The sequence below is a fragment of the Paenarthrobacter aurescens genome, from assembly GCF_025421775.1.
GTDB lineage: Bacteria > Actinomycetota > Actinomycetes > Actinomycetales > Micrococcaceae > Arthrobacter > Arthrobacter aurescens_B.
The window spans coordinates 601,506-614,943 of sequence record NZ_JAOEFX010000003.1; the positions used below are offsets into that span (position 1 = coordinate 601,506).

Consider the following 13,438-nt stretch of genomic DNA (forward strand, 5'->3'; position numbering starts at 1 on the left):
CCTGTGCATAAATGTTGGAAATTGAGCTAATCTGTTCCGTGTGACCAACGCCCTCTTGAGCTACCACGACGCCGTCCTTTACCGTTCGGGTGAACCGTACCGCATCCTCGCCGGAGCCATCCACTACTTCCGGGTTCATCCGGACCTGTGGCAGGACCGCCTGCGTCGGCTCAAAGCGATGGGTGCCAACACAGTTGACACCTACGTTGCTTGGAACTTCCACCAGCCTAAGCGCGATGAGGCCCCGGACTTCAGCGGCTGGCGGGACCTTGGACGGTTCATCGACATCGCAGCCCAGGAAGGGCTGGATGTCATCGTCCGCCCCGGCCCCTACATTTGTGCCGAGTGGGACAACGGCGGCTTCCCTGCCTGGCTGACTGGCATTCCGGGCATCGGACTGCGTTGCATGGACCCTGAATTTACCGCGGCAATCGAGCAGTGGTTCGATCATCTCCTCCCCATTGTGGCTTCGCGCCAGACGTCCGCGGGCGGTCCTGTGGTTGCCGTTCAAATCGAGAACGAGTACGGCAGCTACGGCGACGACCACGACTACATCCGCTGGAACCGGCGCGTCCTTGAAGAGCGCGGCATCACGGAGCTGCTCTTCACGGCCGACGGCGGCACAGACTACTTCCTCGACGGTGGTTCCATTGAGGGCACCTGGGCAACGGCGACGCTGGGAAGCCGTGGCGACGAAGCTGTGGCCGTCTGGCAGCGACGTCGACCTGGGGAACCGTTCTTCAACGTCGAATTCTGGGGCGGTTGGTTTGACCACTGGGGCGAACTTCACCACCGCCGGGACGCTGATGACGCCGCGCTGGAAGCACGTAAGATGCTCGATCTTGGTGGCTCCCTCTGCGCCTACATGGCTCACGGCGGGACCAACTTTGGCCTCAGCTCCGGAAGCAACCACGATGGCAGCATGCTGCAGCCGACAGTCACCAGCTATGACTCCGACGCTCCGATTGCGGAGAACGGCGCCCTGACCCCCAAGTTCCACGCCCTCCGCAGGGAGTTCTTCCGGGCCCAAGGCATTGAACACTTGCCCGAACTGCCTGTTGAGTTGCTGGCTGACGCACCAGTGCTGCCGGCGCAGTCGCTGCCCTTGACGGACGGGCCTGACCTCCTGGAGCTCACCCGGAATGCCGGTGAGCCCGTCAGCAGCGTCAAACCACTCAGTTTTGAGCAGTTGGGACTCGACGCCGGCATGGTCCTGTATGCAGCCGAAGCCATCCTGCCTGGCCGCTCCGATGCTCCCACGGAGAGCCGGCTGAAAATCACGGGCCTGAATGACCGCGCCTATGTATGGGTGGACGGTGAATTTGCCGGTGTCCTGGATGATGTCTCCGGCGCAGAAGGATTGTCAGTAACCGGCACAGGCATTCCCGCCAAGCTTGAGATCCTCGTAGAGAACCTGGGGCGCATCAACTATGGCCCACTGACCGGCCACGGCAAGGGCATCCTGGGCGGCGTCCTCATCAACCAGCGCTACACCTTCCACTGGACGCAGACTCCTGTGGCCCTGTCGGAATGGAAGCCGGAAGACCTCGAAGGTCTGGCCGGCGCCGATTTCGAGGTCGGGGCACCGGCCGACACCTACATTGCCCTGCCCGATTCCGGGAAGGGCTTCGTCTGGCTCAACGGATTCCTCCTGGGCAGGTACTGGGAGAAAGGTCCGCAGGTAACCCTGTACGCGCCGGCGCCCCTGCTGAACGCCGGCCGCAACAGCATTAAGGTGCTGGAACTCGGGAAGCCGGGAACCGTCGTCGAACTTCGCCAAGAGCCAGACCTCGGGCCGGAGGAGGCGGGACCGATCGTTGCTGCGGAACTTCCGTAAGGTTCGGGGACCAGGATCTATGCTGGCTCCATGAGCCTGCAGTTCGACACCCGCCCAGCCGCTTACGCCGTGATCGTCCACGACGGGAAGATCCTCCTGGCCTATTGGAAGCAGGACGGTAAAGAAGGGTGGACGCTTCCAGGCGGCGGCCTGGACCTGGCTGAACACCCAGTGGACGGGTGCAGGCGTGAGGTATTCGAAGAAACCGGCTACGAAGCCAAGATCGAACGCATGTTGGGGATCGACGTTGGGCACTGGCCAGGCGAGACGCGGCCAGACGGTTCGGTCAAGGACTTCCAAGCACTTCGCCTGGTGTACGAAGCCACAGTGGTTGGCGGCGAACTGACCCACGAAGTGGATGGCAGCACCACCCACGCCGCATGGATTCCCTTGCAGGACATTGAGAAACTCAACCGCGTGTCCTTGGTGGACACCGCCTTGCGCCTGCACCGGGAACGGCCTGCGGACGGAAAGCCAAGCTAGTCCTGCTGCTGGAGGCCTAGCCAAAGTCGCAGAGTATTGGTTAAGCTGAACCTCGTCGCCGGCCCAAACAGTTGCCGGCCTGGATGCCAAGGAGGTGGATTTGATGATTGCAACGATCTTGCGCGCCCCGCACTCAGTTGCGGCGCGCCGTCATCAGCCCATCATTCCTGTCCCGGCATCCGCCTGCCAAAGCTAGGCGGCCGGGCCTCAGCAGAGGCTTAACCTTGATCAATTTCGCTTCTTCAAGCAACCCCCGAATTAACTCCGCCAAGCAATTCCAAGGACCCGTAGAGTACGGCTTCACCGACAAAACCGCAGAGCTTTTCCGCGCCAACGAACTGTCCGGGATTCACGGCAATGCCACGCCTGGCCGCGTAGTCCGGCTTGACCGGAACCGTGTGCTCGTTGCGTCGTTCAACGGTCTCCAACACCTGCCGTATCCTTCCCGTGGGATGGTGCCTGCCACTGGAGACTGGGTATGGCTCGGACACAATGCCGCAGGTGAGCCTACCGTCGTCGAGGTCCTGCCCCGGCACTCGGCACTCAGCCGTAAACGCGCCTTTGAAGCGTCCTCCGAGGAGCAAATTCTGGGCAGCAACATCGATATCGTCGCCGTGGTGGTGCCTGTGGACCGTCCCCTGACCCATAACCGCCTCGAACGGACGCTCGTGGCTGCATGGGATTCGGGGGCCACACCCCTTGTGGTCATCACCAAAGCGGACCTGTCCCACCTTGCGGATGATGTGGTGGGGGAAGTCATCCTGCAGGCCGCGGCCGTGGACGTCGTAACCACCTCGGCGGAGCAGGGTGACGGGCTCGATGAACTGGTGCAACACATCCCCCCAGGCGCCACGTTGGTCCTGCTGGGTCCATCCGGCGCCGGGAAATCAACGCTCATCAATGCCCTGGCGGGTCGCGAGGTCCAGCAGACAGGCGCAGTACGGGCCGGGGATGGCAAGGGCAAGCACACCACCACCTCGCGGGAGCTGGTGCCCCTGCCCGGCGGTGCTGTGTTGATGGACACGCCGGGAGTCCGGGGTTTTGGCTTGTTCGACGCCGAGGACGGCATGGAGGAGATGTTCGGTGACCTTGAAGAACTCTTCACCCGGTGCCGCTTCACCGATTGTGCCCATCAAGCAGAGCCGGGGTGCGCTGTCCAGGAGGCGCTCGCGGATGAATCGCTTGATCCACGGCGCTGGGCCAGCTACCTGAAACTGCAACGTGAGCTGGCCGCCCTGGCCAGGAAACATGACGCAGCTGCCCGCCGCGCCTACCAGCGTGATTGGCACCAAAAGGTGATGTCGGCTGACAGGGGCCAACGTGCTGCGGAGCGGTACAGGCACGATCAGGCCGAGGAACGGGGAGGGAAAAGGGGCAAGCGACGCAACCGTTGAACATTGCCGATTCATTACGGAACACGTGGCGGCGCTGACATCGTCGGTGGTGCTGGCTACGCTGGGTGAAGATTGCTTTGCAGCCAAGTAATAAGAGTGCATATGATCGTGTGGCTCTACCGATGTTCTCGACCACAGATAGGTAAGCCCGGGTATGGCCGAAGCCATGATTGAGTTCCAGAGCGTCACCAAGCAATACCAGGGCGGGCAGCCGGCGGTGGACGCCCTCAGCATGTCCATCGACAAAGGCTCCATCACTGTGTTCGTTGGCCCTTCGGGCTGCGGTAAAACGACTTCGCTGCGCATGATCAACCGAATGGTGGAGCCCACCAGCGGTACCATCACCGTCGCTGGTGAAGACGTCTCGCAGGTTCCCGCGGCACAACTGCGCCGTTCCATGGGGTACGTCATGCAGTCGTCCGGCCTGCTGCCACACCGTTCGGTCTTGGACAACATTGCCACCGTTCCCCGGCTCAACGGCGTTCCCAAAGCTGCGGCGCGGAAGCGCGCAGCGGAACTGCTCGACGTCGTCGGGCTGGCTTCGGCCCTCGGCAAACGGTACCCGTCGCAACTATCAGGCGGTCAGCAGCAGCGCGTAGGGGTGGCCCGGGCGCTCGCTGCTGATCCGCCGGTCTTGTTGATGGATGAACCCTTCAGCGCCGTGGACCCCGTGGTCCGCGACGAACTGCAGCAGGAACTCCTGCGCCTGCAGCGGGAACTGGCCAAAACCATCGTGTTCGTCACGCACGACATCGACGAAGCCACAGTCCTCGGCGACAAGGTGGCGGTCTTTGCCGTGGGGGGAAAGCTGGCCCAATATGCCGCGCCGGAGGAAATTCTCCGGGCGCCGGCCAATGACTTCGTTGCCTCCTTCGTGGGACGGGACCGCGGGTTCCGTCATCTTGCTTTCAATCCTGCTGACGCCGTGACGTTGCACCCTGTGACCATGGTCAGTGCTTCCGATGGCCATCACGCAGGCCGCGCAACGGGGGAGTGGGCCTTGGTTGTCGACGCCGACTCCCGGCCGCTCGGGTGGTCCTCGCCGCGTGACGGCGCCGGGTTGATCCCCGGAGGTTCGCTGTTCCGCAAGGGGGACACGTTGCGTCGCGCCTTGGATGCGGCGTTGTCGTCGCCGTCGGGACTTGGAGTTGCAGTGGACGACGACGGCCGGGTCGCCGGAGTCTTGAAGGCACCGGAAGTCCTGGCACTCATTGAAGAAGTCCGCCACCACAGGGAGGACGCCACCTGATGGAGTGGTTCCTCAACAACAGTGGAATGGTCCTGGGGCTGGCGGGCCAGCACATGGTGCTTGCCCTCATTCCCATGATCCTTGGCTTGCTGATTTCCATCCCTTTGGCCCAGGTGGCCAGGCGCAACAGCACACTCAGGTCCGTCGTGGCCACGGCCACATCGCTGCTGTACACCATTCCCTCCTTGGCATTGTTCATCATTCTTCCCACCGTCCTGGGCACCAGGATCCTGGATCCGCTGAACGTCGTGGTGGCGCTGACCATTTATGCGGTCGCGTTGCTGGTCCGCGCTGCCATGGATGCCTTTGATTCCGTGGACGACGATCTCCGCAACGCAGCCGTTGCCATGGGCTTCAAACCCCTGGCCCGTTTCTTCCAGGTTGACCTCCCGTTGTCGTTGCCCGTGATGTTTGCGGGCCTTCGGGTCGTCTCCGTCAGCAACATCTCGCTGGTCAGCGTCGCAGCGCTTCTGGGGGTGGGCAACCTCGGGTTCCTGTTTACCGACGGGCTGCAGCGTACGTTTATCACCGAAGTGGTGGTGGGCATTATCGCGATTCTGGTGCTCGCCCTCCTGATGGATGCAGTCCTGGTGGTTCTTGAGCGGCTTCTGACTCCATGGACGCGGGCTGCAGGCGGGAAAGCCCCGCGACAGGACGGCAGCGCTCTTCTCACCGAACCCAAGTCCGGACCGGCCACGCCGCACGGCGTGGTTTCAAGCTCTGCCGTTCGCCCGGATCCTGGGGCGTCCGCATGAACATTTTTGCCGAGACCGTTGCCTGGCTGACGAGTCCCAAAAACTGGACCGGAAGCGGCGGGATCCCCACCCGCTTGCTTGAGCACCTGCAGTACAGTGCACTTGTTCTCCTGATCGCTGCTGCCATCGCCGTGCCCATCGGTCTCTACATCGGGCATACAGGCCGTGGACGTGTGGTTGCAGTCGCCGTCGCCGGTGCGCTGCGTGCCCTCCCGACACTCGGTTTACTGGTCCTGTTCGCCTTGCTTGCCGGCAGCGGGCTGATGCCACCCGTGTGGGCGCTGGTCATTCTTACGGTGCCGCCACTGCTGGCCGGCACGTACGCGGGCATTTCCAGCGTCGATGCCACCGTGGTGGACGCGGCCCGGGCCATGGGCATGACTGAGCTCCAAATTCTCTTCCGGGTGGAATTGCCCAATGGGCTCCAAGTCATGTTCGGTGGCGTGCGCACCGCGGTTTTGCAGGTCATCGCCACGGTGTCCGTCGTGGCCTACCTGCCGCTGGGCGGGCTGGGGCGCTACCTGTTTGATGGTCTTGTCCTGCAAGACTTTCCCCGGATGCTGGGTGGTTCCTTGCTCATTGCCGGGCTCGCCATCGCCGTAGACCTGATCCTGGCCGGAGTGCAGAGACTCGTCATCTCGCCCGGCCTGACCCTCGACTCAAACGGCCGCCAGAAGGCGTCCGACGATCTCACAGCCACAGCTCCCGCCGGGGCTGCCGTTCAAGGAGGTACACCATGAAAAACCCCGTCCCCATGACCCTTACGCGCCGTGGTCTCGGCGGCCTCGCCGCTGGAGTGGGTGTGGCCCTCGCGTTGAGCGCGTGTGGCGGAAGCCCCTTGGCCACGCCGTCCACGTCGGCACCCAGCGGATCCGCTGCCGGTGGCTCGCTGGTTGTCGGTTCGGCCGACTTCCCAGAGAGCCAGGTCATTGCCGAGATCTACGTTGGCGCCCTCAACGCCGCGGGTCTTACCGCCACCTCCAAGCCGAACATCGGTTCGCGCGAGATCTACTTCAAAGCAGTCCAGGACGGCTCCATCGACCTCGTCCCGGACTACTCCGGCAACCTCCTGTCCTACGTGGACACCGAGGCCAAGGAAGTTTCCGCGGAGGACGTTTACAAAGCGCTCCCGGGCAAGCTTCCCGAAGGCCTTGCTGTCCTGGAGCCGGCAAAGGCCGAGTCCAAGGACGCCATGGTGGTCACCAAAGCCACGGCGGAGAAGTACCAGTTGAAGTCCATCGAGGACCTTGCCAAAGTCTGCAAGGACTTCACCATGGCTGCGCCGGCAACGTTTGAGACGCGGGCCTACGGCTTCCCGGGTCTGAAGGCCAACTATGGATGCGAGCTCAAGGGCCTCCAGCCCTTCAGCGACGGCGGCGGCAACCTGACGCTCCAGGCCTTGCTGGAGGACAAGGTGCAGGTAGCGGACATCTACACCACCACGCCGTCCATCGCGGACAACGACCTCGTGGTCCTCGAAGACCCGAAGAACAACTTCAAGGCCCAGCAGGTCCTCCCGCTGGTCAAGGAGGCCAAGATGACGGACAAGGCCAAGGAGGCCCTCAACAACGTCTCCAAGATCCTGACCACGGATGACCTGATCAACCTGAACCGTGCAGTCAGCGGCGACCAGAAGCAGGCACCCAAGGACGCAGCTGCTGCGTGGCTGAAGGACAAGGGCATCGTCAAGTAACGCCTGATCAAAGCCGCGTACGACGGCGGTGAAGGACCCGCGCGGGACCGTCACCGCCGTCGTCGTTTCTGTGAGTTAAGTCTCAGCTGAAGTCCATCACCCGTGTGGCATATTTGAGGGATGGCGAAATTCAAGCAGTCCACCAAGCTTCATAATGTCCTTTACGACATCCGTGGACCGATTCTTCAGGCCGCCCAGCAGATGGAGGCAGAGGGTCACAGGATCCTCAAACTGAATATCGGAAACCCGGCTCCCTTCGGTTTTGAAGCGCCCGACGCCATTTTGGTGGACATGATCCGCCACCTGCCCAACGCCCAGGGTTACAGTGATTCGCGCGGGATCTTCTCGGCCCGGACCGCTGTATCGCAGTACTACCAGACCCGTGGCATCCAGAACATCCACGTTGATGACATCTACCTTGGCAACGGCGTCAGCGAGCTCATCACCATGTCCCTCATGGCCCTCCTTGAAGACGGCGACGAGGTCCTGATTCCCACACCGGACTACCCGCTGTGGACCGCTTCCGTTGCTTTGGCCGGCGGGCGCCCCGTGCATTACCTCTGCGACGAGGACTCCGGCTGGCAGCCTGACCTTGAAGACATGGAAGCCAAGATCACGCCCCGGACCAAGGGCATTGTGGTGATCAACCCCAACAACCCCACCGGCGCTGTTTACCCTGAAGAAACCCTCAAGAAGATCGTGGCTTTGGCCGAGAAACACGGCTTGGTGCTTTTCGCCGATGAGATCTACGAGAAAATCCTTTACGAGGACGCCGTCCACATCAACCTCGCCGGGCTCACCGGTGACGACGTCTTGTGCCTGACGTTCAGTGGCCTGTCCAAGGCCTACCGTGTTTGCGGTTACCGCGCCGGCTGGATGGCCATCTCAGGGCCCAAGAAGGATGCCGCCGATTACCTTGAAGGCATCAACCTGCTGGCCAACATGCGTTTGTGTGCCAATGTTCCTGCCCAGCACGCCATCCAAACGGCGCTTGGTGGCTACCAGAGCATCAACGACCTCATCCTGCCCGGCGGCCGGCTCCTGGAACAACGCAACAAGGCCTACGATCTGTTGAATGCCATCCCCGGAGTCAGCACCCAGCAGGCCAGGGGAGCCCTGTACCTGTTCCCCAAACTGGACCCCGAGGTTTATCACATCCGGGACGACGAGAAGTTTGTGCTGGACCTGCTGAAGGAACAGAAAATCCTGGTTTCCCATGGCCGGGCGTTCAACTGGGTTCGTCCTGACCACTTCCGAATGGTCACGTTGCCCAACGTCAAGGACATTGAAGAGGCCATTGGCCGCATGGCGGACTTCCTGTCGAGGTACCCGGGCAACTAGCCTGAGGTCCATGGCCGTTCCACGAGGGCGCGGCCCTGCGGAAAGGCACACCCGATGGCTGTTGCAGTTGAGTTCGCCAAGAGTCCTGCTGAGGTACTGAGGGTCGGGTCCGGGTTCACGCTGGCCGGCGTGGATCCGGACTCAACGCCCGGCTACACGGGCGCAAAAGCTGACGGCAAGGCACTGCTGGAAGCCCAGGACGCGCGGCTGGAAGAACTGCAGGAGAAGCTCTTCGCCCAAGGCCGGTTCGGCAGCTCCAAGAGGCTCCTGCTGATCTTGCAGGCCATGGATACCGCCGGCAAGGGCGGCATTGTCAGCCATGTGGTGGGCGCCATGGACGTGCAAGGCGTTCAAGTGTCCGCGTTCAAGGCTCCCACGGACGAGGAAAAGTCGCACGACTTCTTGTGGAGGATCGAAAAGCAGGTTCCAGGGGCGGGGATGGTGGGGGTCTTCGACCGCTCACACTACGAGGACGTCTTGATCCACCGTGTACACGGTTGGGCTGACGCCTCGGAGTTGGAACGTCGGTATGCCGCGATCAACGACTTCGAGGCCCGCCTTGCAGAGCAAGGAACCACCATTGTCAAGGTCATGCTCAACATCAGCAAGGACGAACAGAAGAAGCGTTTGATCGCCCGTTTGGACGATCCCAGCAAGCACTGGAAATACAGCCATGGCGACCTCGCGGAACGTGCGTACTGGGATGACTACATGGAGGCCTATGGCTCCGCGTTTGAGAAGACCTCAACCGACCTTGCTCCCTGGCACGTGATACCGGCCAACAAGAAGTGGTACGCGCGCATCGCAGTGCAGCAGTTGCTGTTGGATGCCCTCGGTGGGTTGAACCTGGATTGGCCCAAGGCTAACTTCGATGTCGCCGCTGAGCGCGCCCTCGTCGCGGAGTCCTGAACCGTTCGCTGAAGCAGCCGCTAGTCAGTGCCCGCGGCAGCCCCGGCGTCGTTGCCAGCGTCTCTTGCGGTCGCCAGACGTTTGCGTGCACCCTCCAGCCAGTCCTCACACCGCTTGGCCAAGGCTTCGCCCCGTTCCCAGAGCGCCAAGGACTCTTCCAAGCTGGCTCCGCCCGCTTCCAAGCGGCCCACTACGCCGACAAGTTGCTCACGGGCTTCTTCGTAGCTCAAGTCGTCCAGGGAGGCAGGCGACGGGGCCGGTGGATTGTTTTCGGTCATGATGTCCTTTGGTTTTGGTAGTGACGGGAGCCTGGGAAAATCAGTGCTCCATGAGTTGTCCTTGGCCGGTGGAGACAGCCTTGAAGCGGCCCTCAGCTACGCGAATGGCCAGTGCGGTGCCTTCTGGAGTCTCTTCGGGACTGCTGACCACAGTGTGCCCTGCTTGGTCCTCGCCGACGATCTGGACCACTGCGTAGCCACGGTCCAGCGTTTTCTGTGGAGACAAGGCCCTTACTTGTGCCCGCAGGTGATGCACCTGGTCCAGAGCGCGGACAACGGCGGTGCTGACCGCCGAATGGGAGCGCCGTTGCAGGCGGTGGATGTCATCCGCGCGGGCATCCACCATGGTGTCAGGGGTGGCCAGCACGGGACGTGACTTCAACGCATGGAGCCGGTCTGTCTCCCGATCCACCATCCGGCCGATGCTGCGGCGGAGGTGATCGCGGGCCTGGCGGACCATGGCCAGTTCTTCCGCGACGTCAGGAACGATCCGTTTGGCGGCATCCGTGGGGGTGGAAGCGCGGAGGTCCGCGACGTCATCCAGGATGGGACGGTCGGCCTCGTGGCCAATTGCGCTGACGATCGGAGTTGTTGCCGCTGAAACAGCGCGGATCAGGTCCTCGTTGCTGAAGGGGAGGAGATCTTCGAGTGCGCCGCCGCCTCGGGCGAGGACAATGACGTCCACATGGGGGTCGGCGTCCAGTTTCTTCAGCGCGGCGATGATCTGGGAAACGGCGGTGTTGCCTTGGACCGCCACTTCGCGGACGTCGAACTCAACGGCAGGCCAACGCAAGGCCGCGTTGCGCAGGACGTCCTTCTTTGCGTCCGAATCCCTTCCAGTAATAAGCCCAATACGGTGGGGGAGAAGAGGCAACTTGCGCTTCCGGGAATCAGCGAAGAGTCCCTCGGCAGCCAACGCCTGCCTCAGCCGTTCGATCCGCGCCAGCAGGTCACCCAGGCCAACTGGACGGATGTCCTTCACGGACATGTTCAGCCGTCCCGTTTTCACCCAGAAGTCAGCCTTGACCAAGGCCACCACACGCGATCCGCGTTCCAGGGGTATTTTCTGGCGGTCCAGCACCGTGGACCACACTGATGCCGGCAGGGAGATCTCTGCATCAACGTCACGCAGCGTCAGGAACGCATTGCCACCCCGGCGGTTCAGTTCTATGACCTGTCCCTCGATCCACGCTGCAGGTGCGCGCTCGATATGCGCCTTGAGCTTGCGGGACAGGAGTTGCAGCGGCCAGGGATTATCGGGGCTGGTTTCGGCAGCTGTCCCAGGCAGGGTGGATTCAGGCGTTGCTTCAGCGGACATGGCTGACCCGCGTCCGTTTCGCTCGCCGTATTTGATGCTGCATCATTTGTATCCTCGCTCAGGGGTACGGCGATGGGTGCCTGCCGCCTTCCAACTCTATCCATAGCATTAGTACCGGGCACCGACATTTTCCCTATCATGTGGACAGACCTAGGATGGTGGCACAGCCCCCGAGCCCTGAGGATGACCTTGCGTACTTTCGTTTCAGCATTGGGAGTAATCCTCGCCATCCTGCTCACAGCCGTTGCCGTTCCGGCCGCGTGGGTGGACCAAAACATCGTGAAGGAAGAGGGATTCGTCCGCATCGCGGGAGGGTTGGGAAACGACCCCGACTTCCAAAGCCGGTTGGCCGCCGCCGCCGTCGGAACTTTCGAGTCATCGGTGGATCTCCCGGGGCCGATCCAGTCCTTGGCAGCCGATGCGCTCCGGAATGCGGCCACGGGCATGCAATCGTGGAGCGACTACCCCGCGGCTTGGGAGGAGACGGTACGGAACAGCCACAGGCTGAACTTCGGAGCGGCAAACCCGGCGGAAGAATCTGCAACCTCCACGGCACTGGTCTTGGATATAGGGCCCCTTGTCAGGCTGATTCGCGACCATTTCGCTGAGGCAACACGGATCAGGCTTGAGGTTCCCGCGGAAAGCCTCGTGTCCTTGGGAGAGCCCTCCCACCGGCAACTGGTGGAGCGTGTGGCTGCCTTTGCGCCGTTGTGGTGGATCGCCGCCGCTGGCGCGCTGGTATCAGCACTCCTGGCTCTAGCGGCTGCTCGACGACGCTCGCTGGTGTTGGTGTTCCTGGGACTGGGTGGCTTGGCGCTTGCGGCACTGTGGACGGCAGGAGCCGACCTCGCCGGGGGAGTGATCGGGAACCTCGCCAGCGCCAACGACGTGGCTGAGCTGTTCAAGCAGGAGTTCCTCACGGCAGCCAGGACGGGCTTTAGGGAGTGGGTGGTGATCGCTGCGGTGGCGTCCGGGGTTGTCTTGGTGATCGGCGTCATTGGTTCTGTGCTGTCAGGGCGACAACGGTCACGTTCTGCCCGCAGCTAAAGTCCTGGCCGGTAACATGGAGGGATGACCAGCACAGCAGTTTCCATTCCTATGCCCACGGTGCCCCGCAGACGGCGATCTCCGGAAGAGGTCCAGGCAGCGGCTCCCGTCACGGGTCCCAAGAAGGTTCTGCTGGCCGCTCCGCGCGGGTATTGCGCCGGTGTTGACCGCGCCGTGATTGCCGTAGAGAAGGCTCTGGAACACTATGGTGCGCCCGTCTACGTCCGGAAGCAGATTGTCCACAACGTGCATGTGGTCAGCTCCCTGGAGGAACAAGGGGCCATCTTTGTCGAGGAGACAGATGAGGTCCCTGAGGGTGCCTTGGTGATTTTCTCAGCCCACGGCGTTTCCCCTGCCGTGGTCCAGTCCGCAGAGGACCGGGGTCTCCGCACCATAGATGCCACCTGCCCGCTGGTGACCAAAGTTCATAAAGAAGCTGTCCGCTTCGCCAAGGACGATTACGACATCCTTTTGATCGGTCACGAAGGCCACGAGGAAGTCGAGGGAACCGCCGGTGAAGCACCAGACCACATCCAGATCATCAACGGTCCCCACGAGGTAGACAAGGTCACTGTCCGCGACCCGGAGAAGACCATTTGGCTGTCACAGACGACGCTGAGCGTGGACGAAACCATGGAAACCGTTCGCCTTCTCAAGGACCGGTTCCCCACGCTGCAGGATCCACCCAGCGACGATATTTGCTACGCCACCACCAACCGTCAGGTCGCCATCAAGAAGATCGCACCTCAGGCGGACTTGGTCATCGTTGTTGGTTCAGCGAACTCTTCAAACTCTGTCCGTCTGGTTGAAGTCGCCCTCGAGTATGGCGCCAAGAGCTCATATCGAGTCGACTTTGCCAATGAAGTGGACGAAGCCTGGTTCGAAGGAGTGGCAACCGTTGGTGTGACGTCCGGAGCCTCCGTTCCGGAAGTGCTTGTCAAGGATGTGCTGCGACTTTTGGCTGACTACGGTTACGGCGAGGTACAGGAAGTCGTGACAGCAGAGGAAGACTTGCTCTTCTCGTTGCCCAAAGAGCTGCGGGCCACGTTGAAGAAAGCAGGCGATGTGACACGCGCACTCGGAGGACGTGGAAACCGCCCCACGTCCTAGCAGTATTGATTTTTTGAGCCGACC

At 62.1% G+C, this 13,438-nt stretch carries 13 protein-coding genes; 11 read left to right on the forward strand and 2 right to left on the reverse strand.

Annotated elements, in window-relative coordinates:
* Window positions 1-40 precede the first annotated feature (40 nt).
* The 9 genes from N7568_RS08935 to N7568_RS08975 all read left to right on the forward strand — a co-directional run bounded on the left by N7568_RS08935 (window position 41) and on the right by N7568_RS08975 (window position 9,661).
* Window positions 41-1,837, forward strand: coding sequence for a glycoside hydrolase family 35 protein (locus tag N7568_RS08935; RefSeq protein WP_261609481.1), 1,797 nt, complete (start codon window positions 41-43; stop codon window positions 1,835-1,837).
* A 30-nt stretch (window positions 1,838-1,867) separates the two neighbouring features.
* Entirely contained in the window at window positions 1,868-2,320 is a 453-nt protein-coding gene (locus N7568_RS08940; RefSeq protein ID WP_261609482.1) for an NUDIX hydrolase, read from the forward strand.
* Window positions 2,321-2,544: 224 nt separating this feature from the next.
* Window positions 2,545-3,714 (forward strand): ribosome small subunit-dependent GTPase A, encoded by a 1,170-nt coding sequence (gene rsgA, locus N7568_RS08945; RefSeq protein ID WP_261609483.1) that lies wholly within the window; start codon window positions 2,545-2,547, stop codon window positions 3,712-3,714.
* A 154-nt stretch (window positions 3,715-3,868) separates the two neighbouring features.
* Window positions 3,869-4,963 (forward strand): ABC transporter ATP-binding protein, encoded by a 1,095-nt coding sequence (locus tag N7568_RS08950; RefSeq protein ID WP_306422703.1) that lies wholly within the window; start codon window positions 3,869-3,871, stop codon window positions 4,961-4,963.
* Complete coding sequence (locus N7568_RS08955; protein WP_261609485.1) at window positions 4,963-5,718, forward strand: ABC transporter permease; 756 nt, start codon at window positions 4,963-4,965, stop codon at window positions 5,716-5,718. The genes N7568_RS08950 and N7568_RS08955 overlap by 1 nt, the downstream gene beginning before the upstream one ends.
* Window positions 5,715-6,458 carry an ABC transporter permease gene (locus N7568_RS08960; RefSeq protein ID WP_261609486.1) on the forward strand — a complete coding sequence of 248 codons (744 nt, stop codon included), beginning with the start codon at window positions 5,715-5,717 and terminating at the stop codon, window positions 6,456-6,458. Before N7568_RS08955 ends, N7568_RS08960 begins: the two co-directional genes overlap by 4 nt.
* Window positions 6,455-7,411 (forward strand): ABC transporter substrate-binding protein, encoded by a 957-nt coding sequence (locus N7568_RS08965; RefSeq protein WP_261609487.1) that lies wholly within the window; start codon window positions 6,455-6,457, stop codon window positions 7,409-7,411. Before N7568_RS08960 ends, N7568_RS08965 begins: the two co-directional genes overlap by 4 nt.
* 120 nt (window positions 7,412-7,531) lie before the next feature.
* Window positions 7,532-8,752 (forward strand): pyridoxal phosphate-dependent aminotransferase, encoded by a 1,221-nt coding sequence (locus tag N7568_RS08970; RefSeq protein ID WP_026546228.1) that lies wholly within the window; start codon window positions 7,532-7,534, stop codon window positions 8,750-8,752.
* A 54-nt stretch (window positions 8,753-8,806) separates the two neighbouring features.
* On the forward strand, window positions 8,807-9,661 hold the full coding sequence (locus N7568_RS08975) for a polyphosphate kinase 2 family protein (protein ID WP_261609488.1): 855 nt from the start codon (window positions 8,807-8,809) through the stop codon (window positions 9,659-9,661).
* 20 nt (window positions 9,662-9,681) lie between these two features.
* Here the strand turns inward: N7568_RS08975 and N7568_RS08980 are convergent, their stop codons facing one another.
* Window positions 9,682-9,939 carry an exodeoxyribonuclease VII small subunit gene (locus N7568_RS08980; RefSeq protein WP_261609489.1) on the reverse strand — a complete coding sequence of 86 codons (258 nt, stop codon included), beginning with the start codon at window positions 9,937-9,939 and terminating at the stop codon, window positions 9,682-9,684.
* A 40-nt stretch (window positions 9,940-9,979) separates the two neighbouring features.
* Window positions 9,980-11,257, reverse strand: a complete 1,278-nt coding sequence (xseA, locus tag N7568_RS08985) for an exodeoxyribonuclease VII large subunit (protein WP_261609490.1) — start codon at window positions 11,255-11,257, stop codon at window positions 9,980-9,982.
* 183 nt (window positions 11,258-11,440) lie between these two features.
* Between xseA and N7568_RS08990 the strand changes: the two genes are divergently transcribed.
* A complete protein-coding gene (locus N7568_RS08990; protein WP_261609491.1) occupies window positions 11,441-12,304 on the forward strand; it encodes a hypothetical protein in 864 nt (287 codons plus the stop codon).
* A gap of 24 nt (window positions 12,305-12,328) precedes the next feature.
* On the forward strand, window positions 12,329-13,414 hold the full coding sequence (locus tag N7568_RS08995) for a 4-hydroxy-3-methylbut-2-enyl diphosphate reductase (RefSeq protein ID WP_261609492.1): 1,086 nt from the start codon (window positions 12,329-12,331) through the stop codon (window positions 13,412-13,414).
* Window positions 13,415-13,438: the final 24 nt, after the last annotated feature.